The organism is Reinekea blandensis MED297 (assembly GCF_000153185.1).
GTDB lineage: Bacteria > Pseudomonadota > Gammaproteobacteria > Pseudomonadales > Natronospirillaceae > Reinekea > Reinekea blandensis.
In genome coordinates, this window is record NZ_CH724149.1 from 427,588 (window position 1) to 449,538 (window position 21,951).

General features: G+C 51.6%; 26 protein-coding genes, 1 tRNA gene and 1 pseudogene. 22 read left to right on the top strand and 6 right to left on the bottom strand.

All coding sequences use genetic code 11. From position 1 onward, the window contains the following. Positions 1 to 194 precede the first annotated feature (194 nt). The gene (locus MED297_RS20965; protein ID WP_008041854.1) at positions 195 to 1,004 is read left to right on the top strand and encodes an alpha/beta fold hydrolase; all 810 of its coding nucleotides are present in this window, start codon (positions 195 to 197) and stop codon (positions 1,002 to 1,004) included. Here the strand turns inward: MED297_RS20965 and MED297_RS01920 are convergent. Beyond that, positions 988 to 1,326, bottom strand: coding sequence for a CbiQ family ECF transporter T component (locus MED297_RS01920; protein WP_154650818.1), 339 nt, complete (start codon positions 1,324 to 1,326; stop codon positions 988 to 990). The genes MED297_RS20965 and MED297_RS01920 overlap by 17 nt on opposite strands. A gap of 894 nt (positions 1,327 to 2,220) precedes the next feature. On the opposite strand from MED297_RS01920, the gene MED297_RS01930 reads away from it, so the two are divergent. Then, complete coding sequence (locus MED297_RS01930) at positions 2,221 to 3,210, top strand: helix-turn-helix domain-containing protein (protein ID WP_008041864.1); 990 nt, start codon at positions 2,221 to 2,223, stop codon at positions 3,208 to 3,210. Positions 3,211 to 3,226: 16 nt separating this feature from the next. On the opposite strand, the gene MED297_RS01935 is transcribed toward MED297_RS01930, so the two are convergent. The 3 genes from MED297_RS01935 to MED297_RS01950 all read right to left on the bottom strand — a co-directional run bounded on the left by MED297_RS01935 (position 3,227) and on the right by MED297_RS01950 (position 5,866). Further along, positions 3,227 to 3,754, bottom strand: coding sequence for a hypothetical protein (locus tag MED297_RS01935; RefSeq protein ID WP_008041866.1), 528 nt, complete (start codon positions 3,752 to 3,754; stop codon positions 3,227 to 3,229). 920 nt (positions 3,755 to 4,674) lie between these two features. Next, positions 4,675 to 5,244 carry a biotin transporter BioY gene (locus tag MED297_RS01945; RefSeq protein WP_008041871.1) on the bottom strand — a complete coding sequence of 190 codons (570 nt, stop codon included), beginning with the start codon at positions 5,242 to 5,244 and terminating at the stop codon, positions 4,675 to 4,677. Positions 5,245 to 5,263: 19 nt separating this feature from the next. Then, on the bottom strand, positions 5,264 to 5,866 hold the full coding sequence (locus MED297_RS01950) for an energy-coupling factor transporter transmembrane component T family protein (RefSeq protein ID WP_008041872.1): 603 nt from the start codon (positions 5,864 to 5,866) through the stop codon (positions 5,264 to 5,266). On the opposite strand from MED297_RS01950, the gene MED297_RS22000 reads away from it, so the two are divergent. Beyond that, a tRNA-Thr gene (locus MED297_RS22000) sits at positions 5,859 to 5,955 on the top strand. The two genes, MED297_RS01950 and MED297_RS22000, sit on opposite strands and share 8 nt — an antisense overlap. Positions 5,956 to 6,042: 87 nt before the next feature. On the opposite strand, the pseudogene MED297_RS22690 reads toward MED297_RS22000, so the two are convergent. Beyond that, positions 6,043 to 6,564, bottom strand: a pseudogene (locus MED297_RS22690) (energy-coupling factor ABC transporter ATP-binding protein); the annotation flags it as partial. A 107-nt stretch (positions 6,565 to 6,671) separates the two neighbouring features. On the opposite strand from MED297_RS22690, the gene MED297_RS01960 reads away from it, so the two are divergent. The 16 genes from MED297_RS01960 (at position 6,672) to MED297_RS02035 (ending at position 19,554) form a co-directional block, all read left to right on the top strand. Continuing rightward, positions 6,672 to 7,208, top strand: a complete 537-nt coding sequence (locus MED297_RS01960; RefSeq protein ID WP_008041875.1) for a GNAT family N-acetyltransferase — start codon at positions 6,672 to 6,674, stop codon at positions 7,206 to 7,208. A 113-nt stretch (positions 7,209 to 7,321) separates the two neighbouring features. Beyond that, positions 7,322 to 8,146 (top strand): SDR family oxidoreductase, encoded by an 825-nt coding sequence (locus tag MED297_RS01965; protein ID WP_008041876.1) that lies wholly within the window; start codon positions 7,322 to 7,324, stop codon positions 8,144 to 8,146. Beyond that, positions 8,137 to 8,559: a MarR family winged helix-turn-helix transcriptional regulator gene (locus MED297_RS01970; protein WP_008041877.1), complete on the top strand. Its 423-nt coding sequence runs from the start codon at positions 8,137 to 8,139 to the stop codon at positions 8,557 to 8,559. The genes MED297_RS01965 and MED297_RS01970 overlap by 10 nt, the downstream gene beginning before the upstream one ends. An 88-nt stretch (positions 8,560 to 8,647) precedes the next feature. Further along, positions 8,648 to 8,908: a PilZ domain-containing protein gene (locus tag MED297_RS01975; protein WP_008041878.1), complete on the top strand. Its 261-nt coding sequence runs from the start codon at positions 8,648 to 8,650 to the stop codon at positions 8,906 to 8,908. 19 nt (positions 8,909 to 8,927) lie between these two features. Next, complete coding sequence (locus MED297_RS01980) at positions 8,928 to 9,647, top strand: hypothetical protein (protein WP_008041879.1); 720 nt, start codon at positions 8,928 to 8,930, stop codon at positions 9,645 to 9,647. 150 nt (positions 9,648 to 9,797) lie between these two features. Beyond that, positions 9,798 to 10,616, top strand: coding sequence for an ABC transporter ATP-binding protein (locus tag MED297_RS01985; RefSeq protein ID WP_008041880.1), 819 nt, complete (start codon positions 9,798 to 9,800; stop codon positions 10,614 to 10,616). Next, positions 10,616 to 11,620, top strand: a complete 1,005-nt coding sequence (locus MED297_RS01990) for a branched-chain amino acid ABC transporter permease (RefSeq protein WP_008041881.1) — start codon at positions 10,616 to 10,618, stop codon at positions 11,618 to 11,620. The genes MED297_RS01985 and MED297_RS01990 overlap by 1 nt, the downstream gene beginning before the upstream one ends. Beyond that, positions 11,617 to 12,669: a branched-chain amino acid ABC transporter permease gene (locus MED297_RS01995; protein WP_008041883.1), complete on the top strand. Its 1,053-nt coding sequence runs from the start codon at positions 11,617 to 11,619 to the stop codon at positions 12,667 to 12,669. Before MED297_RS01990 ends, MED297_RS01995 begins: the two co-directional genes overlap by 4 nt. Positions 12,670 to 12,688: 19 nt before the next feature. Then, positions 12,689 to 13,885 (top strand): ABC transporter substrate-binding protein, encoded by a 1,197-nt coding sequence (locus MED297_RS02000; RefSeq protein ID WP_008041886.1) that lies wholly within the window; start codon positions 12,689 to 12,691, stop codon positions 13,883 to 13,885. Positions 13,886 to 13,940: 55 nt separating this feature from the next. After that, a complete protein-coding gene (locus tag MED297_RS02005) occupies positions 13,941 to 14,732 on the top strand; it encodes an ABC transporter ATP-binding protein (RefSeq protein WP_008041888.1) in 792 nt (263 codons plus the stop codon). 9 nt (positions 14,733 to 14,741) lie between these two features. After that, on the top strand, positions 14,742 to 16,544 hold the full coding sequence (locus MED297_RS02010) for an AMP-dependent synthetase/ligase (protein ID WP_008041891.1): 1,803 nt from the start codon (positions 14,742 to 14,744) through the stop codon (positions 16,542 to 16,544). Continuing rightward, positions 16,531 to 16,797, top strand: coding sequence for a TfoX/Sxy family DNA transformation protein (locus MED297_RS02015; protein ID WP_008041901.1), 267 nt, complete (start codon positions 16,531 to 16,533; stop codon positions 16,795 to 16,797). Before MED297_RS02010 ends, MED297_RS02015 begins: the two co-directional genes overlap by 14 nt. A 138-nt stretch (positions 16,798 to 16,935) precedes the next feature. Then, entirely contained in the window at positions 16,936 to 17,352 is a 417-nt protein-coding gene (locus tag MED297_RS02020; RefSeq protein WP_008041902.1) for a VOC family protein, read from the top strand. 55 nt (positions 17,353 to 17,407) lie between these two features. Continuing rightward, positions 17,408 to 18,187: a class I SAM-dependent DNA methyltransferase gene (locus MED297_RS20970; protein WP_008041903.1), complete on the top strand. Its 780-nt coding sequence runs from the start codon at positions 17,408 to 17,410 to the stop codon at positions 18,185 to 18,187. A gap of 52 nt (positions 18,188 to 18,239) precedes the next feature. Beyond that, the gene (locus tag MED297_RS02030) at positions 18,240 to 18,704 is read left to right on the top strand and encodes a GNAT family N-acetyltransferase (protein ID WP_008041904.1); all 465 of its coding nucleotides are present in this window, start codon (positions 18,240 to 18,242) and stop codon (positions 18,702 to 18,704) included. A 40-nt stretch (positions 18,705 to 18,744) separates the two neighbouring features. Beyond that, a complete protein-coding gene (locus MED297_RS02035) occupies positions 18,745 to 19,554 on the top strand; it encodes an aminoglycoside phosphotransferase family protein (RefSeq protein WP_008041905.1) in 810 nt (269 codons plus the stop codon). Between the two features lie 191 nt (positions 19,555 to 19,745). Here the strand turns inward: MED297_RS02035 and MED297_RS02040 are convergent, their stop codons facing one another. Then, a complete protein-coding gene (locus MED297_RS02040; protein ID WP_008041906.1) occupies positions 19,746 to 20,201 on the bottom strand; it encodes an HPP family protein in 456 nt (151 codons plus the stop codon). A gap of 88 nt (positions 20,202 to 20,289) precedes the next feature. Here MED297_RS02040 and MED297_RS02045 point away from each other — a divergent pair, with 88 nt between their 5' ends. From MED297_RS02045 to MED297_RS22005, 3 genes are all read left to right on the top strand, one after another. Continuing rightward, positions 20,290 to 20,841, top strand: coding sequence for a TetR/AcrR family transcriptional regulator (locus MED297_RS02045; RefSeq protein WP_008041908.1), 552 nt, complete (start codon positions 20,290 to 20,292; stop codon positions 20,839 to 20,841). Positions 20,842 to 21,092: 251 nt separating this feature from the next. Further along, positions 21,093 to 21,752 (top strand): hypothetical protein, encoded by a 660-nt coding sequence (locus MED297_RS02050; RefSeq protein ID WP_040556393.1) that lies wholly within the window; start codon positions 21,093 to 21,095, stop codon positions 21,750 to 21,752. A 12-nt stretch (positions 21,753 to 21,764) separates the two neighbouring features. After that, complete coding sequence (locus tag MED297_RS22005) at positions 21,765 to 21,905, top strand: hypothetical protein (protein ID WP_154650819.1); 141 nt, start codon at positions 21,765 to 21,767, stop codon at positions 21,903 to 21,905. Positions 21,906 to 21,951 lie beyond the last annotated feature (46 nt).

Sequence of the window (21,951 nt, forward strand, 5' to 3'; positions counted from 1 at the left end):
GTTTTGGGAATGTGGCAAAGTGCGCGGCGTCGGCAGTTTGCTTAAGTTAAGCAATGCTGTTGTGGGAGGGATTGAGTGCCAACGAAGTCGCGACGTCAATTAGGTTCCATCCCTCCCACGGTAAACCCGGGATCAGGCAAGCAAACGGCGAGGTTTGTGTCGATTTGCTGTTTATTAATATAGGAAACACATCAATGAGATCCAAACTGACATTGCGTGATGGCAGACAACTTGCCTACCGACAAAAAGGCTCGCAGGGTCCGACGGTGATTTTTGAATCGGGTATGACCTGTGACAGCACCGACTGGGTCGCAATACAGGATCGTTTAGCGGAACAATGCCCGAATGTCACGACGCTGATTTACGATCGGGCCGGGTTGGGTCAGTCAGATTTTGCACCGATTCCGAAAACCCGGGCGACCATTACCGACGATCTAGCGCAACTGCTATCGGAACGGAACCTGCCTGCGCCCTATGTGTTGGTTGGCCATTCTTTTGGCGGGTTTTTAATCAAACACTACAGCCATTGTTGGCCAGAAAAGGTAGCCGCATTGGTCTTTGTGGATGGCAGTGACGCAACGTTCGAATCGCGAACGTTAGCTTACCGAACCGATACACAGCGAGCTTACTGGCAGTCGTTAAGCACGCGACCGGACCCGGATGAGACCGAGGCTGAACGTCAGGAGCAGGCGGCGTTTTATCAATCACTTGAACTGGATGCGGCGCAACCGTTAAAGGACGGCTTGTATAACGCCATCTTGGTTTGTGACCATCTGACGTCCTGGTTTCATCCGGATACTGATCCCTATTTTCAGTTCACCGAGGCACCTGAATCGTTACTGAAACGGGATAACCAAACCTGGATTGAGTGTCACCGCGATTGGTTAAAGGACGCACCAAACGCTCACTTTCACGTGGTTGAGAACAGCACGCATGCCATCCATCTCGATCAGGAAGCGGTGGTGTTAGATGAGGTGGTTCAAGCGATCAAGGCTGTGCAATGATGCCCAGTCTGTCAATAAGTGGTCTATCGTTGATGCGTAAACGGCGGGCGTCCAGCAGTGTGTTTAAGATGGCAATCAGAATCGGTATAAAGTGAATACAAAGCGACATCGCAAAGGCGAGGTTTTCAGTTGCGCTGCCCAGTTTTCTATGTGGGCACATTAGCCACAGAAACATCTCGGTAATGTCGTCCAGAGTGGAGGTGATGGTCACCGCATTCGCCAACAGAATCAATGTGATCATACGCAAAACCACTATTACCCCCAGTTGCCAGCTGGCCAGCCACCATTGCAGAAAAAACCGAATCGTAAACATCCACAGCATCGGGCGGTAGCTATTCGTTTTGATGAGCCGGCTGAAAATCAATTCTTCTTTGAAACTTACCACAGCCGCCAAAACGGGGTGATGACTCGTATGGTTCGTTAGTCCGCCGGGTATCCAAATACGGATATCGGTAAATCCCGGTGATCTGCTTCGTCTGTTTGAAGACGTCGAATCAAATAGTCCTATGAAACGTCTCGAGGTCGATAGTGAAAGGCCTTACATTGTTGCCAATTTGAAGCTGACATAGTCGGAGCTCACTATTTTTACTGAGGTAACTTTGCAAAGACATTGCTTTGACCCAAAAAGATAAATCATTTCTCTATTTTGGCTATAGGACTCCTATATGGATGTCTTTAAATTGGAAAGTGGTTTGGCACTTGTCTAGTGCCTTTGATGGAGCGCCAGGTGTTTGGGTATGGGTTACGATGAGTCGCGTTGATTCGGTCTTTCGAGAGAGTTCGCTTTCCGTTTTAGAGCGATTAGCGAGATTGGAGATTTTCAGCGGAAATCAGGAACAGCCCTGTCTGATGATTCGCCAAAACAGTGTTTGTTTGCTGAAGGATACACAGGCGTCCGAGGCCTACTTAGTACTTGTTGAGTTCTGGAGTTCAGTACTAAAATTTGTTGATTCTGATGCGCTTGCTATGAATCAATGTGAATTTTTAGTATCGGGACTATCTACGTCCATCAGCATTACTATGTTCTGCTGGACTCAACAGCGTTTTATAATAGATTGTAGCGATTTCCAGTTTAGAGCGAGCGACTGGCGGACACTGGAAACGTTGCATGTAGAGTACCAGGTTAGATCTTTTAACGGCTATTTTAGCTGCTGCCTTACCGTACATAAGCTGTAATGGTAACTCTGTTGAAGTTGGTTTTTCCATTGGTTGTAAAATGAAAAATTATATCAGAGAGCAAAAAATTAAGACGCTTGTTGAAAACTATTACAAGTTAACAGGCATTAGGCTACCTGATGGACTGGAAGCGGAAAACTGTGTCGATGGGTATTGCCCGCTGGTTTCTTACCTATCCTGTTGGCAACAGATGGTAATGTTGACACCAAACATAGAACTACCATTGAAACTCGCGGAGTTATCACACATTTCAGATTATGGTGTTATCGGTCAGGTTTTGCAAAATAGCCGATCTATCGGGTCTGGTTTAAACACGGTTCTTCAGTTTACGTCTTTGATTACTGATGCCGTTAATTTGAGGGTTCAGCCGAAGGGTAGGCATTTTTATGTCAACTTTATGTTTTCTGATTTTGTTCCAGTAGAGTTGCGTCCAATCCTGTTCTTCAAAATACTGGCTGACTTTTTGGTTATATCTGCTCAAGTCACCAATCATCGTTTTCCAGAAAAGGTTGCGCTAACGACTATTGAAATAGGAGATCACGTTGGTCAACTTGAGCCGTTTCTGAACTATTTTAAGTGCCCGATCGCCGTTGTAAGCGGTCATTACAGTGTTGTTGTTCCGTCCGATTTTCTTGCTTTAAAAGTGTACCAGCCAAGCGAGGCGATCGTACCTAATATATTGCCATTGTTGGAATGTCAGCAGCAAAAAGTTCATAGTTGTACCGTTGCGAGCCGGGTTGAGCTGATTTTTCAGGAAGCTCATTATCCTGTAAAAGTTCGTATTGATGCTGTGGCTGAACAGTTAGGGATGAGCGTAGCGAGTTTAAAGCGAAAGCTGGCATTGGAAGGCACTTGTTACTCAGAACTAAAATCAAATTTTCTTTTGAAGCGGACTATTTTCCTGACTAAGACTAAAAAGCGCAGTGCTCAATATATTTCTAGGTCGCTTGGCTACAATGATGCCAGTGCATTTTCGCGAGCTTTTCGTTCCTGGACTTGTCGAGGATATGAAGACTACTTTTCTGACTAAGGTGGCGTATCTAAGGTTAAGAAAGGTTAGATACCTTAAAATCTGTAAACTGAATTGCTACTCTGAGGTTATGGAAGCCATGGATCTGAGATATGCTGACTCGTTGAGCACGAATCTCCGGAGGTAGCATCCCTTGAATTACTTTGTACGTATTTTGGAAAAGCTTGTCTGGTGCTTCTTCTGAACCTCTTAACGTGCTGCATGAGGCATCCAATAACATCGAGTTAGGGTAATGCGACACCATGAACTGAATGTTTTTGATATCAAACCCTGTATTTTTGCATTCATCAAATAGGCTATTCCAGAACGTACGTAACAGTGAATATAATGGTTTGGATTGCTCGCTTTTCAACTCGCAGGGGTTCGTTTTACGAACGATTAAATCGAGCGATGAGCTCAGTTCCCGGAATGTCATTGCCCTGGCAATTTTGTCGAGCAATTCAGTTGGACTTAAACTGTGAAGTTGCGATTGGTCAGCTAGCCAGTGTTGATTGTCATTTTTGCGCGACTCATCGTTAAGGCGAGCTTTCTTATAGTGATCCATCGATGTTAACTCTGGTCTGTTATTGGAATGTGAACCTGATATTGATGTTTAATAAACTTTGGGTGGCTTTTTTGTCCGTCCGGGTCACTCTAAGTCCGGAGTTATGAGGGCGGTCGGTCATATGACCCATCCGCAACCGAATGAACTGTCGCGGGGTACACTTAAGGTAAGTAGCTATTTGAACTGAGTTCTCTAAAAAAGTTATAAAGAAGTCAGTGCTTGAAAGTTCCAGATTTCCATGGCTGACATCGTAATGAACACGACCCCAGAACTCGAAGAACGCACTATACGCAACAGCGGTTTTATGTTTATCGAGGGCAAGGATGTTGTGAACCTCATGAGAAACACAACTGTAACCGGGCGTGTTCCCGGTAGCGTTGATACGTGCCAGTCGTTCGATTAGGGTGATAGGCGTTCGGTACATGTTAAAGCTTGAGATTGATTTGCTGACGGAATCCTTAGACATTTTGGGGTTCATGTTATTGGCTCCGTAAACATCAACGATGTTTAAACATTATCCATTATAACGGTTCCCGGGAATCGTCATTTCGGCCCAATCTAATGGCATTTCAGTATTAGCTTTCGAAGTTGTCGGAATCTTGCCTGGTTACATTTCAGAGATTCGCTGATTGTTGAATACAATCTTGATTTTCGTGATGACCGCTAAGAGTCTGGCTAGGTTGATGGGTAACTTGTGTGGTGACCGGCTATTAAACCTATTTCGGACTGAGCATGCCATCAATACAGGTTTATAGTGCGTACCTAAAAACGACAGGATTGCCTTACTTATGAAACGCTCACTTTCACGTGGTTGAGAACAGCACGCATGCCATCCATCTCGATCAGGAAGCGGTGGTGTTAGATGAGGTGGTTCAAGCGATACAGGCTGTGCAATGATGCCCAGCCTGTCGATCAATGGATTATCGGCGATGTGCGAACTGCTCCGGTAACCCTCGCGCAATTGACATGACGATCAGTGTGGTGAGCACCGCTTTAATCAAATCACCCGGGATAAACGGCAGCATGGCAACGGTGGCATCGGCCAATGACAAGCTGGTGTTCAAGGCCAGGCCGGGAACGCCAATGGCGTACAGCACAACAATGCCACCCAGAACTGACCCGAGAAAGGTCGCCACCGGTAAGCTCAGTTTTTTCATCATTTCAAAAATCAGTCCGGTCGCGAAGGTGGCGATTGGGTAACCAATGATGAACCCAGCCGTGCCGGTGCCCAGTAGACCGAGTCCGCCACGACCGCCGGCCAACAGCGGCAGACCTGCCAGGGCCAGCAAGGTGAAAACAAAGATGGCAAAAAAGCCATTGCGTTTGCCGATGATGATGCCGGCCAGCATCACGCCCATCGACTGCGCGGTAATCGGCAGGTTGGCGGTGATGTCAATTTTCGGAATCAAACCCAGTGCGGCCATGATGGCGGCAAAGAGGGCAATCTGAACAATGTCCAGGGTTTTAAACTGAAAGGCTTTTGAACTCATAAGGTAAACCGTGTTGTTGTCATTGCTTGGGAAGCCCGCCGCGTGCGTTGATGGCATCGGCGACGTGCTGTGAAAAAACGAGCGATTGTATCACCATTGGGGCGATCACCCGCCAGTAGTGTTTGCCTCCGCCGCGCAAGCGCCAGGCGTCCAGCAGTGCGTTTAAGATGGCAATCAGAATCGGTATAAAGCGTATACAAAGCGACATCGCAAAGGCGAGGTTTTCAGTCGCGATGCCCAGTTTTCTAAGTGGGCGCATCAGCCACAGAAATACCTCGGTAATGTCGTCCAAGGTTGAGGTAATGGTCACGGCATTGGCCAGCAGAATCAATGTGCTCATGCGCAAGACCACCAGTAACCCCAGTTGCCAGCTGGCCAGCCACCATTGCAGAAAAAACAGAATCGTAAACATCCACAGCATCGGCCGATAGCTTTTTAGCTGTGCCCAGGCGGGGCGTCCCAGTGTGGCGTATAACGAGAGCGTGGCGAACAGGGCAAGGGCCCAGAGTAACAGGTCGGCAAAGGGCATCATCACCAGCGTGATCAGCGCCAGAGCCAGCAGTTTGTGGCTGGCGCGAACGGCGTGTAGCCAGGTAGGCTGTTCCAGATACAGGCTGATCATAGTGCCTCAATGGCCAGAGCGGCCGCCTCGTAGGCCGGCAGAACGTCGTCGGGAGTTCCGTCCATACGAATCGCTCCCTGATCAAGCCAGATCACCCGATCAAAGCCGACAAAGCTATTGGGCTCATGGCTGACCATGATCGCCTGTTGCGGCAGGTCGTAAATGACCCGCGCCAGTTGGTGGCGAGTTGGATAGTCCAGTGCGGAGTAAGGTTCGTCGAACAGCAAGACCGACGGTTCCATCAGCAGTACCGACAGAATGCACAGCAGTTGTTTCTGACCTTCGGATAAGGATGCCACCGGACGGTCCCGCCAGTGTTCACGCTGATAGCGCTGCAGGATCTGTTCAGCCTGCGCGATCGCGTCCGCTTTGCTGCAGCCGAGGTTGCGCAGTCCAAAGCACAGCTCTTCGATGACCGTGGGGAAAATCAACTGATGATCCGGGTTCTGGAAAATCAGACCGGCGGTTTTAAACAGGGTTTTCTGGTGGTCGCGGGTATCCAGACCGTGCACCGTCAGTTCGCCGCTGTCGGGCGTTAACAGTCCACAAAGCAAACGCAGCAGGCTGCTTTTTCCGGAGCCGTTGTAACCGATAATGCCGATCCGGGACTCCCGAATCGTCAGCGAGACATCGGTCAGTACCGGTTGGCCGCCTCGGGTCAGCGAGACCTTGTCTAAACGGATCAGTGGTTGGGTCATGAACGTCAGTTGCCTGGAAAAACGTCGCGATTGTACGCAGACAGCCCCTTTTTGTCTGCAGACAAGGCGTATACTGGTCCGATTCTGTCCACCTGAGGAGGCTCGTTATGGCATCCATCGCGATTGCTCACCCGGATAAAGCGCTGTTTACGGAGCTGTTCCGTACAGCCTTTACCATCGCCGAAGACGAGCATGAAGGTGCTCTGGTCGCCGACTTAACTGCTGGATTGGTGCCGCTGGTCGATCAGGATCGGGTTTGGTGCTTTGGTCATTACCACGACGATGCGTTGGTGGGCGCCATCTTCTTTTCCCGGCTGGAGTACCCGTCCCTGGCCGGCGTTTATCTGTTGGCTCCGGTGGCTGTTCGCACCGATTTCCAGCGTCAGGGGGTAGGGCAGACGCTGATCCGCTATGGCTTAACCGTGCTTGCCGAGCAGGGCGCTCAGGTCGCCCTCACTTACGGTGACCCGGCTTACTACGGCCGGTTTGGCTTTCAGCCACTCTCGGAGACGCTGTTACAAGCGCCGCTTACGCTGTCTATGCCGTTCGGGTGGCAAGGGCAATCGTTGCAGGGCGGTACTATCCCTCAGTGTACCGAGCGCCCACAATGCGTTGAACCCTTTGCTAATCCGGCACTGTGGTAGGTTTTTCGGAATCTCGCTGTTACCTGATCTAGCGCATCCTGGTGTTGCGTATGGCTGCTAGTCTGTCACTTAGTTGATGTATCAACTAAGTTTTTTTGGCAGAGGAGGTTCCAATGATTCTGGTAACCGGTGCGACCGGTAATGTGGGTGGGTTGCTGTGTCGAGAACTGACTGAGCGTTCTTGCGTGTTTTTTCGCGGAGTATCCAAACCAACGCTCAGCAATGACCGTCGCTTAAACTTTCTCGACCCATCAACGTTTGACGCCGCTCTGTTCGGGATTGATCGTGTCTTTTTGGTCAGGCCGCCGGCGCTGGCCAAACCGGAGAAGGACATGCGCCCGTTTTTGGAAGCCTGTCAGCAGAAGGGGATCAAACAGGTGGTGTTTTTGTCGTTGCAGGGTGCGGCCCGTAACCCCTGGACGCCGCACGCAAAAATCGAAGCCATCATCAGAGAACTGGATTTGCCTTATACCTTTTTGCAGCCCAGCTTCTTTATGCAGAATCTGACGCAACAGCATGCGCAGGACATTCGTGAGCATGACGAGCTCTTTATGCCTGCGGGTCGTGGCGCGACCAACTTTATTGATGCCCGTGACATCGCCTTGGCGGCGGCGGTGGTGTTGACTGAACCGGGACATGAGGACCGCAGTTACGAGTTAACCGGCTCTCAGGCGTACCGTTACGATGAAGTCGCGGCGTTGTTGTCACAGGTACTTGGGCGGACGATTGTGTACTCACAGCCGGGCCTGTTGCGTTATCTGTGGCGGACGTGGCGACAGGGCAATCCTTTGGGTTATGCCCTCGTCACCGGCGTTATCTACAGCGTTGCCCGACTGGGCAAGGCCGACGGTTACAGTGATGCGCTACCGACACTGATTCAACGATCCCCCATCTCATTGACCCGTTTTATTGAGGAGCATCGAGCGCAATGGGTCTAAATGAAGAGTCCTTTCTCGCCAGTGTTCAGTTGGCACGATTGAATCAGCGCTTAAACCGGCGGCTGGATCAGCATCTGCGGCCGTTGGGTTTGCGCCGGGGACAGCATGCGTTGTTGTTGGCCATTCAAGATCGCTCCCCCGTATCCCTGACCGACCTTGCCCGCGTTCTCGAAGTTGATAAGGCGGCGGTATCCAGAGGCGTGGCCTCTTGCGAGCGCCAAGGTTGGGTCCGTACAGAGTTTGCGCCACAAAGTGTTAAAACCCGAGCGGTCTGCCTGACGCCGGGCGGCGCCCGACTTGCTGATAAGATTCGCGCCGCTCTGCAACGGGTAGAAGCAGATCTCCGCCATGAGATCAGCGCGTCGCTTTATCAGGCACTGATCACGGAACCGGTTGAAACCGGGAAAATGTGAACTGGTTCCGCTGGGTCGATTTCGATAGTGACCCCGCCATTGGAATCCGTTTTAATGACCAAGGTTGTATGCAGTCAATGAGCCATTCATGGATCCCCGAGCCCCACGCTACAAACAGATTGAAATTCCACTTACAGTGACCAACGAAGCCGGTGAACACATTCAGTGTGCTTGCGTGAACATATCCGAAAGCGGGGCGCTGTTGCACGTCACTCAAGACCATCAATTGCAAAAGGGTCAGCGGTTGACGGCCCGACTGGTCAAAGGTGGGCATCTTGCCGATGTCACCATGCGAGTCGAGCGACTGGACGGTGATGGGGTGGGTGTGCGCTTCCTCAGAGACGATTGATGAACCTCAGGAGATAGTGATGTTTCGCGTTTTACCTTGGGTGCTGGCACTTTTGCTGGTGGCCTGTTCCGATCCTGAACCAGAGATCATTCAGGAGTCCACCGAGTTTACCCGCGCCGCCGTGCAGCCCGATTGGTTCAATCGTGTAGACGCCGAGCCGCTGACAAGTTGGGACGATGTGCAGGCATTGTGGGCCAGTGAAAAACGCTGTTGCGGTGACGACCGCAGTGTCGTTAAGGCCAATCGTGTGTTCTATAAAAGCTGCTATCGCGCCATTGAGGCCAAGCCCGATGACGTGCATCTGGTGCCCTATTGTCTGTGGCTGATGGATGTCGCTCTGGATTATGACGACAGCATTCAGCTTTCGCGTTATCTGTTGGAGCATTATCTGTTTTATTCACAGCCGACCGATTACTGCGCCAATTGCAGTCCGGCCGATCTGGTTGCCCGAACCACCCGGGATGTCGCTCTGTACGACCTTCGCCATAATAACGCGCCTTATGACGCAGCATTGCAGTTAGAACGGCTGCTTGATGAACGGGAGGCACAAATCAGTGCCTGGGTACTGGGCGAAATCTATGTGTCGTTGGCAGAAATTTACGAAGCCATACCGGATCGCGCTGAGCGAGTTGATCAGTTGCGTCAACGCGTGACCAGGCTGGAAGCTAACTGGCCTGAAGGCCTTCAAGCCTGGCGACTGGAAGACGTTCAGAGCGCGCTCAGGCTGCTCGAAAGGTAACCCGTTTCAGGCGGACCTTAGACTTTGGTCTGAGGTCCATTTCTGTTGACCCTCTGTAGAAACCATGTCTAGTATGGTTGCTGTCTGTTCAATTGATGACCCGTTTAGAGGTCAGGTTGAACAGAGGCTAAGGCAAAAAACAAAAATAACATGAGCGATCGGATGGTCGCTGCCGGAACAGAGAGTAAACAATCAATGCTGACCGTATCAAACGCAAGTTTGAGCTTTGGTGGCATTCGTGCACTCGTTGATTTGAGTTTTACAGCGCGTGAAGGCGAAATCACCTCCATCATCGGACCCAACGGGGCGGGCAAAACCAGCCTGTTCAATATCATTTCCGGGTTTTATCAGCCGCAAAGCGGCGCCATTCTGTTTGAAGGCGATGACATCACCCGTGAACGGCCAGACCGACGGGCGCGTCGCGGTATGTCCCGAACCTTTCAGAACCTGGCATTGTTCCGGGGCATGTCGGTGCTCGACAACATCAAGCTGGGTGGCCACACCAAACTGAAAACCGGGTTCTTCAGCGGCGGCTGGTATTACGGCAAAGCACAGCAAGAAGAGATCACCTTTCGCGAAGAAATTGAGCGCGACATCATCGATTTTCTGGAGCTGGACCACATCCGCAAAGCGCCGGTCGCGGCGTTGCCCTATGGCTTACAGAAGCGTGTCGAACTGGCGCGTGCACTGGCCATGAAGCCCAAACTGCTGATGCTCGATGAACCGGTGGCGGGCATGAACCGCGAAGAAACCGAAGACATCGCGCGGTTCATTCTCGACATTCAGGAGCAGTGGGGTACCACCATTTTGTTGGTCGAACACGACATGGGCATGGTGATGGACATTTCCGATCAGGTCGTGGTGCTGAACTTTGGGAAGCAGATTGCCACAGGTGCTCCCGCCGACGTTCAGCAAAACCCGCAGGTGATTGAAGCCTATCTGGGCAGCAGCGAAACGGAGGTGGCGTGATGGCGCAGGTCATTCAGTACTTACTCAATGGCATCATGAACGGAGCGCTCTACGCACTCATTGCGGTCGGTATCGTCTCAATTTTTAAGTCGACCAAAGTGGTCAGTTTTGCGCACGGTCACGTCATTATGTTCGGCGCCTATTTTTATTTTACCTTTGCGGTGATTTTGCCGGGTGCGGAGTTTATGCCGGACTGGGTTGCGAAATGGGAACCGGAATGGCTGCTGGCTTACAAAGAAGGGGCGGCCATGTTTTCACCCAAGGCGGCTATCGCGGCCTGGGTCAGTAACCTGCCCAGAATTGTCTTAGGCCTGGTGGGTTCAATCGTCTGTAATGCGTTGTTGGCGGTCTTTATCGAGCGTGCGTTTATGCGACCGTTGCTTGGGCAAAGCAGCCTGTCGATGATTCTTTGTACGGTTGGGTTAATTTGGGTGTTGGAAGGCAGCGCCAGTTTGATCTGGTCGGCCGACATCGATCAGGTGCCACCGCTGGGTCCAAACTTCCCGATTCGTTTTACTGTTTTCGACTCGCAGGTGTTCCTGTTCAGTTCTTCGGTGGTTAACTTTGTCATCGCGTTGATTCTGTTTATCGGTTTGATGCTGGTGTTGCGTTATACCCGTTCCGGCGTGGCGGTGCGTGCCACAGCAGAAGATCAATCGACGGCTTATGCCATGGGCATTAATGTCCCTGCGGTCTTTACCACCGCCTGGGTCGTGGCAGCGACGACCGGCGCCATTGCCGGCGCCATTCTGGCCAGCCGAAACGGTCTCTCACCAACGCTCGGTTTGTTTGGCTTGTCGGTGTTGGCCGTGGTGTTGATGGGCGGGCTGGATTCCTTTGCCGGTGTGTTCATCGCGTCGATGATCATCGGAATTTTTGAAGCCTTTACGCAATGGCAGTTTGGTGGCGAGTACGCCGAAATTGTGCCGTACGTTCTGGTGTTGCTGGTCATCCTCTGGCGACCGAACGGGCTCATGGGTCAGGCGGAGATTGAGCGGATATGATTACCGGAAACTTTAAAACGTCTTACGCCGCCGATGAAAGCCTGTGGAACAACTGGGCGAAACGATACGGGTTTGTGCTGGCGGTCGTCTTTTTGCTTGTCCTGCCGTTGTTTGCCGATAACTACGTTTTGCTGTTAGCCGGTCAGATTGCGATTTACGTGATTGCGGTGACCGGGGTTAATGTGCTGGTGGGCTACACCGGGTTGATGTCGCTTGGCCATGGTGCCTTTTTTGCGGTCGGTGCCTATACCACGGTTATTCTGCATCAGTATGTTGAGCATCTGTTCCCGTTGATTACGTTGCTGGTGTCCATTGTCGTGGCCGCAGGCTTCGGGTTTCTGTTCGGGCTGCCATCGTTGCGGGTGAAGGGTCTGTATCTGGCCGTTGCCACACTGTCGGCAAATTTCATCATTCTGTTTTTTATCCGACAGGATTGGGCCGCTCCCTGGACGGGGGGACGTCAGGGCATCGAAACGCCGAATGCGATGTTCTTCGGGCAGGAAATGCTCAGTAACACACAAAAATACTACTTCATTATCCCGATCTGTTTGGCGATGGTGCTGTTTGCGCAGAATCTGTTTCGTACCCGATTTGGCCGGGCGCTCATCGGCATTCGTGATAACGACCACTCCGCTGAAATTCTGGGCATTTCGTTGTACGCCTACAAGCTTAAGAGCTTTGCTATTTCGGCCGCCTATTGTGGCGCGGCGGGGTCGTTGTGGGCCTACTTCTTCCCGGCCATTCTGCCAGAAGACTTCAGCCTGAACCTGTCGATCACGCTGGTGGTGTGTCTGATCGCCGGCGGCATGGGCCGCACGCTCGGTCCGGTGTTCGGAACCTTGCTGATCTTGCTGATTCCGGAAATGCTCAAGATTGTCAGTGGTTGGGCAACCGGCGGCGATGGTCGCGCGTTGATTCATTTCAGTTCGATTCGGGACATCGTTTTCGGACTGATCATTATTCTGTTTCTGATTTTCGAACCCATGGGGTTGGTGTCGATATGGGATCGATTCTGGCGCGTCGTTGCACGCTGGCCATTCTCAAAATAACAACAAGAGGGGAACACTCATGTCTATGAAACGTCGTACCTTTATCAAAGCGGGGGCTGCATTGACTGCGGCCAGTGTTGCCCCGGCCATTGTTCGTGCTGAAGAAAAAGTCTGGCGCGTCGGTGGCTCTTTACCAATGACCGGACCTTTCGCTACGGCCGGTCAGCTGGTGGCACCGGCATTGACCGATTTCACCATGATGGTGAACGATGCCGGTGGCATTGGTGGCAAACCGATGAAAATTGAAGTCGAAGATTCCGGCTACATTCCAAAAAATGCGTTAGCGAACTTTGAACGCGCTTTGGCCGGTGGACCGCTGCACGGTTACTTTGGTGATTCAACCGGTTTTATGGAACTGGTGGGGCCGTCGCTGACCGGTGACAAAGCGGTCATGATGATGTCCACATCCTTTGCTTCGTCACTCGCCGATCCAGCCAAACGACCCTACCAGTTTATGGCCGGGCCGAGTTATCAGGACCAGGTGGAAATACTGCTGCGCGACATCGCTGACAAAGGCGGTGAAACCGTCGCGTTGATTTATTCCGACTCCGAATTTGGTCGCGACCCGATTCCGCATGCACGCAAAATCTGTGAAGCCCTGGGTCTTCGGATTGTGTTGGAAGAAGTCACCAAAACAGCCGGGGCTGACATTGAATCGCATGTAACTAAGCTGGCTCAGGCCAACCCGGAGTACGCCATCCTGCAGGGTTATGTCACCGGCGTTTGGCCGCAATTGATTGGCGCCGCTCGCGCCTTTGGGTTGCCCACTCAGTTCATGGGTACCTTCTGGGGCATGGAAAAGGTCGTCGCCGACCGCGTCACCGATCAAGCCGGCCCGTTCCTCGATGGTTACCAGGGCGTTATGCCGTACCGCTATTTCTACGACATGGAAGACGCGCCTTACTACCAGGAAGTGAATGCCTGGAAGAAAAACCAGAATCCGGATTTCCCCGGTTATATCGTCACCTGGGCACTGGAAGCTTACATCAACCTGTTGATCTGGAAGAAGTCGATGGAGATGACCATCGAAGCCGACAAGCCTATTACCGCCGACAACCTGATGGCGTCTATGCGTGCCATTAACGATTGGGATACCCGCGGCTTTTTCGGTAAACCGGTTTCGCTGGCTGAACACAAGATCGGGCAGGGACGGGTGTATCGCTACAGCGCCGAGTCCAAACTCTTTACCCCGGTTTCTGATTGGATCGAAACCTGAGTCGAAAGTTGGCCGACTCAAAGTCCGCCCAATAACAATAAAACAGGACGATTGAATGCTTCAGATTAACAACATCAACGTGAACTACCATCACGCTGTGCAGGTGTTGAAAGGGTTTTCTATCTCGGTCAAGCCCGGTGAGGTAACAGCCTTGCTGGGCGCCAACGGTGCCGGTAAGACCACGGTGCTGAAAGCGGCCTCCGGGCTTTTACCGCTGGAAAACGGCCACATTGAAGATGGCGATATTATCTTCGACGGTCACTCCGTGCGGCAGGTAAAGCCGCATCTTTTAGCGCGTAAAGGCCTGGTTCACGTGCGTGAGGGGCGGCGGATATTTGCCGAGATGTCGGTGGAAGATAACCTGAAAGCGGCGACCTATGCCTTAACCGGTCGCAAGGCAGGACAGGGAATCGATCAGGTGTATACCTATTTCCCACGGCTTCAGGAACGGTCGCGGCAGCTGGCCGGTCTGCTGTCAGGTGGCGAGCAGCAAATGCTGGCCATGGCGCGCGCCTTAATTGCGGAACCCAAGTTGATTCTGCTCGATGAACCGTCACTGGGCCTGGCCCCGAAGATGGTGGATGAAATCTTTGCCATCATCGCGCGAATCAACCGGGAACAGAACGTCAGTATGTTGCTGGTGGAGCAAAACGCCCGCGCTGCGTTTTCGGTATCGCATCAGGGCTACATTGTCGAAAATGGCAAGGTGGTGTTGGAAGGTCGGATCGACGAGTTGAAAGCCAACGAAGACATTCAGACGTTTTATCTGGGCATGGGCGACGCAGACGGTGAAAAGTCGTTCCGGGATGTTAAACACTATAAGCGACGTAAGCGCTGGTTGAACTGAGGAACCAAGATGGAATCGTATTACAGCCTGACGCAGATGCTGCAGATGAATGCGCAAGCCTACCCGGACGACATTGCCCTGCGGCAGAAAAAACACGGTATCTGGCAACAGCAGACCTGGCAGGATTTCCTCAATGTCACTCAGGCTATCGCCGCCGGCTTGATTGAACTGGGCGGGGATCGCGGCAGTCATATTGGCATTATCGCGGAAAACTGCGAGGAATGGGTGCTCGCCCAACTTGGGGTCAATTTCATGGGCGGTGTGGTCTGCGGGGTTTACCCGACCAGTCCATCAAACGAAGTGGTCTACCTGCTGAAAAGCGCGGATTGCACCATGGTGTTCTGCGAGGATCAGGAGCAGGTCGATAAGGTCTTGGCGATTGAAGACCAACTGCCGTTGCTGAAACACATCATCGTTTTTGATCCCAAAGGGCTAAACAACTACGACCACGATAAGCTGATCACGCTGGCCTCGCTTCAGGAGTCGGGCGCGCAGCGTTTGCAAACGGAACGTGACTGCGTCAACGAACGTCATGACCAACAACAGCCGGACGACACCGCGCTCATCGTTTTTACCAGTGGCTCAACCGGACCGCCGAAAGCCGCCATGATTTCCTATCGCAATATGTGGCACGAAATGCTGGTGATTCGTGACGCCATCGAAACGGAACCCGGACTTAACCTGCTCAGCTATTTGCCGTTGTGTCACATAGCCGAACAGGCCATGTCGACGCTGAACCTGATGATCAACCGGGTCACGATAAACTTCGGCGAAAGCTTGCGTACCATCCGGACCGATCTGCAGGAAATCTCTCCGGACGTATTCTTTGGTGTCCCTCGGATCTGGGAGAAGATGCAAGCCGAAATCAGCGTGTTAGCGTCACGCAGTGGCAAGCTGCGCGGCTGGCTGATTCTGCGTGCCATGGACAAAGCCCGGGACCTGGGCGAGGTGCTGCCGGTCAATTGGTCGGTATCGCAAAAGCTCAGCTATGCCTTTTGGAATGCTGTGGTGTATCAACATTTGCGTGCCTATCTCGGGCTGGCGCGATGCCGCTTTGCCATGACCGCTGCAGCGCCGATTTCGCCCTCGTTGTTGTCGCAAATGCGTGGCATGGGCATTCGTATTTGTGAGATCTTCGGGATGACCGAAACCACCGGCGCGGCCACCATTCAACCGTGGCACATGAACTCCGAAGGCCGTGTCGGGCAGCCCTGCACCGGTGTGGACTGTAAAGTCGCTGAAGACGGTGAGTTGCTGGTTAAAGGAGGCATTATCTTTAAAGGCTATTACAAGAATGAAGAAGCCACCGCTGAAACCATTGAGGACGGTTGGCTGCATACCGGCGACATCGCCAAAGCACATACCGATGGCTCCTTCAGTATTGTCGATCGCAAGAAAGACATCATGATCAATGCCGCCGGTAAAAATCTGTCACCGAGCCTGATTGAAAACACCGTAAAGGCGTCGGCCTTTATCAAAGAATGCATTGTTATTGCTGATCAACGGCCTTATGTCACAGCACTGCTGCAGATCGACCCGGACTCCGTGCCAACCTGGGCCGAGCAACATAATGTCAGTTACACCACGTTTAAATCTCTGACGCAATTGCCAGAGGTCCGCGAGCTGATCGCGGAAGAAGTTGAAAAAGCCAACACCCAGTTGGCACGGGTCGAGCAGATTAAAACGTTCTATCTGTTACCCAAAGAACTCGATCACGATGATGGTGAAGTGACAGCGACGATGAAGGTACGGCGTAAAAACATCGCTGAGCAGTACCAGCGGGAAATCGAAGGGCTATATGGCAGCGCTTAGCAGCTTGATGGGTCTGGGTCAGAAAAGTCAGGCCATGCTGGCGGAGATCGGCATAGTCGATACAGAACGCTTTCTGGCCAGTGACCCATTTGAACTGTACCGGGCAATGGCTGAAGCCGGCGTCCCGGTCAGCTTGAATCTGCTCTACGCCATGATTGGCGCGCAGGAGCAGTGTCACTGGCAGCAAGTTAAGCGTGAGCGACGGCTGGATATCCTGATGCGCCTTGAGGATATGGGGATAGCGGTGAAATAGCGGGCAGTCACCGAATTGCCACGTCCTTTCATTCTGTACCCTACCGTTCCGGTTCCGAAGACCGCAGTGCAGGGAATTACTGTGGGTTAGCAATGAGTTATCATCTCTGTCTTACCGTCCCCATCCGTTAGGCATATCATGAAGCAGACGATCGTTCACATTGCACTCGTTGTGAGAGATTACGATGAAGCCATCGACTTTTACGTAAACAAACTCAAGTTTGAGCTGATTGAAGACACCTATCAGCCGGAACAGGACAAACGTTGGGTGGTGGTTGCACCGCCAAACTCTCATGGGGTTACGTTATTGCTCGCCAAAGCGTCGAAACCCGAGCAACACAGTTTTATTGGTAACCAAGCCGGTGGACGCGTCTTTCTGTTTCTAAACACCGATGATTTCTGGCGTGATTACGAACGTATGACTTCGATTGGTATTCATTTTGTTCGCGAGCCTTCTGAACAGGATTACGGAACGGTGGCTGTTTTTGAAGATTTGTATGGGAACTTGTGGGATCTTCTTCAGCTGAAACCTGACCACCCTATGGCCAAAAGGTAGTTTACAGGCAGGGAGTGTAGGGGGGCTGCTGGGAAAAACCAGATTAAGGGATGATATGAACAAACCCGAACACCTCAGTAAAGAAGTCGGCGATCAGTTTGCCGATAAGAGTGTCGTCGAAAACTATGGGTATCGACCTCAATACAGCCAAGCGGTAATTGATATCTTGTCTGACCAAGGTCGCGGGACTTCAATGTCCGTGCTGGACATCGGCTCCGGGACCGGGGAAGTTTCGATTCCGCTGGCAGACAAAGGCCATTCGGTTATTGGCGTCGACCCCTCTGCGGCGATGGTAAAGGCCGCGAGAGCAAAGGGCTCAACCGCTGAGTTTGTAAACTCATACATTGAGGAGTTTTCCTCAAATCAGCGGTTTGATCTGTTGGTCGCCGCCAACAGCATTCATTGGCCGGATTGGTCTGTCACGTTTCCCCTGCTCAAAAGGTTAGCAAAACCGCACACCAAGCTTGCCATAGTCACCGGTGGCGATCTGGTGGTAGAAGGCATTAAAGATGATATCCTTCAGATTATTCAAAAATACTCGACGACACGGAACTTTAAACCCTATTCGATCGTCAAACTGCTCCAGGAGCAGGGTTTCATTTCAAATGTAACTGCCATTGACCTTCCAGGCGAAGCTCTCACCCAACACATCGATGAGTATGTTGCCTCTTTTCATGCCAGAAACGGCTTCAGTCTTGAGCGGATGGACACAGATCAGGCACGAGCCTTTGGCACTGATATCAGGCAAGTGTTAACAGACTACGGGTTCGAAAACGAAGTGACTGGCAATGTCTTTTACAGCGTCACCTTCGCAGACATCGAGTCGCCCGAATGATCATAATCGGTGAAGCTGCGTAGATTTGAGTTATTAAAAGGACAGGCACCCCATGAATGACCTTAGCTTTATAGGTTTTGATCAGGTGGACGTTGACGGTTTGCTGAGCATTGTCAACGAAGACGCCCTCAGGACTCATCTGATTGACCATCCCTACTACGACCGTGAAAGTCTGAAAGCCTGGATGGATGAAAAAGTGAAAGTCGATTCGATGCCCGGTTGCCGGGTGCGGGCTGTCTTTGTCGATGAAGAGTTGGCAGGGTGGTGTGGTATCCAACCCGATGATCAGGGCTTCGAGTTGGCGATTGTGATTTCTCAGCGGTTCTGGGGTATTGGTATTGCCATTTACAAGACGCTCATCGGCTGGGCGAAAGAACTCGGGCACAAGGAAGTTCTGTTTCATCTGCTTGATAGTCGGCCGGAATATCAGGCGTTAAACAAAATGGCGAGCAAAGTTTATAAAACAGAGCAGTTAGGGCGGCGTTTTACAACCTACTGTATTCCGCTTGAAAGGTAGGATAGTCAAGCAGGCAGTTCAATCATTTAAAGAGAACTTCATGAAATTAAAAAAGATTGCTGAAGGGAATACGGCCGAAGTATTTTCTCTGGAACCGGGAAAGGTTATTAAGCTTTATCATGTCGGCTATCCTGCTGATGAAGCAATAAAAGAAGCGGAAAAGTGTGAGGTGGCATTTAAGCAAGGGCTGCCAACACCGCGTGTTATCGACTTGACGACGATGGATGGGCGGCAGGGCATTGTGTTCGATGAATGCTCAGGACCAACCATGGAAGCGCGATTGCGTGACCATCCCACTGATATAGATTTGATGGCAAAGACATTTGCGCAGTTGCACCACCAAATACACGATTGCTCTGGTATGGGGTTGCCGACCACGCAAGAGCGCACAGGTATGAAAATCTCGCACGCTCAGATACTGGATGAGAAAACGAGAAGCGCATTACAGGCAGAACTGAGTCAACAGCCCGGTGAAACGCACTTCTGTCATGGCGATTTTCATCCGGGCAATGTTTTGCTGACAGAGAAGGGGCCGGTTCTCATTGATTGGGTTGACGCCACCATGGGGTCTCCAGTGGCCGATGTGGCGCGCACCCTGATGTTAATCCGATACAGTGAAATCCCTGCCGAGCCGACCGAAGCGTTGGCGTTCAACCGCATGAAGGATGCGTTTCTGGATGCGTATTTGGCTCACTACACGTCACTCAGAGCGTTTCCTGAACAAGCGATGGACCGCTGGTTGCCACTTATTTCTGCGGCCCGCTTGTCTGAGAATGCCACAGGACCCGATCAAACCAAGGCGATTCTGAGTCTTGTTGAAACGTCGATTGACCGGTCCCTGAATGGTTAGTGGCTCCACATGAACGACGAACAACGACGCTTCTGGAAGGGCTCAACCCAACCCGTAGGGCCGAATTAAAACCATTTAAGCCATCGTTATCACTTGCTATGGTGGAACAACCACGATTCGCGCGTTCTGCCTTGCCGGAAATGGTTTTAATCTCGGCAGAATAGACAGAAAGAGTGTTAACAGGCCCTGGTTCAGACCAACGGGACATGTTGCTTCGCCCGTTGCAACAACCGTCCAATCATCACAATCACCAAGGTCCCCACCAACACCGGTGTTACCAGGAATAGCCAGCTCTGACCGGACAACATAATCAGAATCGGATTGGCGCCAGCCGGTGGGTGTGTCGTACGCGTCAGGAGCATACCGCTGACACCGGCACCGGTCGCCACGGCCAGGGTGATGGCATTAATCGGCAGGTATGTTACGAACAGGACACCAATCAACGCTGTCAGCAGGTGGCCGACGATAACGTTTTTCGGTTGTGCAAGCGGACTGTCCGGAACCCCAAAAACCAGCACGGCCGTAGCACCAAATGGTGCCATCAACAGCGCCAGTCCACCGGTTGATGTTTCAAATAAAGACAACAAGCCGATAGACAGGGCAGCACCCAGGCCCGCAAACAGGGCGGTTAACAGTTTTTTTATCATTGAGATCTCCAGGTAGACAATTCGGTCTACTTTTCAGGGTAGACAAAATTGTCTACCCTTGTCAATAAGTACTCTGGGGTGAGCAAGAATGAGCAAGCGACAACAACTGATGGACACGGCGCTGGAGCTGTTTTACCGCCATGGTGTCCGGGCGATTGGCATAAACGAAGTATTGAAGGCATCTACGGTCGCCAAGCGCACGCTGTACAGTCACTTCGACAGCAAGGACGAATTGGTGCTGGCGGCACTGCAATGTCGTCACGACACGTTTTTAAGTTGGCTGGAAAGCAACATTGAACAATCCTCGTCAAACGACGAGATGATTCAAAAGCTCTTTGCTGCACTGAGGCGTTGGTTCCGCAGCGACGACCCAACATTGGGAGCGTTCCGTGGTTGCTTTTTTATCAATACATCGGCGGAGTTCAGCGATCCGGACAGTCCGATCAGTCAGGCTTGTCGTGCGCATAAACGTGACGTTCGCAAACTCATTGGTCGGCACTTGCCTAGAGCGGATGAGTCACTGGCTGATACGATTTTTTTGCTTAAAGAAGGTGCCATTACGACGGCGTATCTGACTGGCGATGGTGACCAGGTGGTTGAACAGTGTCTGTCGGCGTTACAGGGGTTGGTATCGACTTGAGTGCAGCGCGTTTAACTGAGTCGTGGCCCTCCTTGTGGATTGTGAAGGTATGTCGTCAATGAACACCGATCGGCCACCTCGGCAGTCGTGAAGGGGGCGTCGGTCAGATAAAGACGTGTTTAGCAATGTGATGGAGTCTGAGCTTTTTACTGTCACAGTCATGCTAAATTGAATCGCTTTTGAAACTTTATTGAACAGATGCAACACCTTTCTAGACACCATAAAGAATGAACAACTCGGAGGTTATTCTTATGAAAACGTCAGTGTTCTGGTGTGGGTTTCTTTTTTCTGCCATTCCCGTATGCCTCATGGCGAGCGACGTTGATATTCCGCACCAGTTTTCAGCGGGTACACCGGCCATCGCTGCGCAAGTAAATGAAAATTTCTCGGAAGTCGAAGCGGCCGTCGATGATAATCAGGTGCAAATCACCGCAATGCAGTTGGAAATCGAAGCGCTTGAAGACGAAAACAAACAACTGCAAAAAGAAATCGACGAACTGCGTAACGCGCAGCCCTCAACTGTCGCCATGCCGATTTTTCCGCGCAGTTTTGGTCCGGGTACTAACTACATAGACGATTATGATATGGATGGCAATAAAGGTGTATTTACCATCGAGTTTAACGTCGTTGTCGATCCGGACACCTTTGTCGCAGGCACCAATGTTCTGGTGAGCGGTGCCGGCGGAGTTGGCAGCGGAACCATCGAATGGACCGATAATAATTCGACCTTAACGTTTCGGACAACCGAAGACTTTGCCACCATCAGTCCCTGCTTTTCAGGTGGCCTGACACTCACCATTCTTGGCAGCGGGGAACTTGTGCCGCAAGACATGCATGGTAAAGCCATTGATGGCGACAAAGATGGGTTGCCGGGTGGCGATTTTAGCAATACCTATGATCTGATTTGCTAAGTCGGAGGCACAATGAAACGACGATTTAGTAATATCTCAGTTATGCTGTTGATGTTTCTGGCACTCGGTTTCATCGCCGGATGCAATGAACAAGGTAACCAGCCGGAAAGCACTTGGGGCACCATGGTCTGGGACGAGAGTGAATGGCAGTGATCGAGTCACTGCCTCTCGTTTGTGCTGTATGCGCTGGTTGAGCATG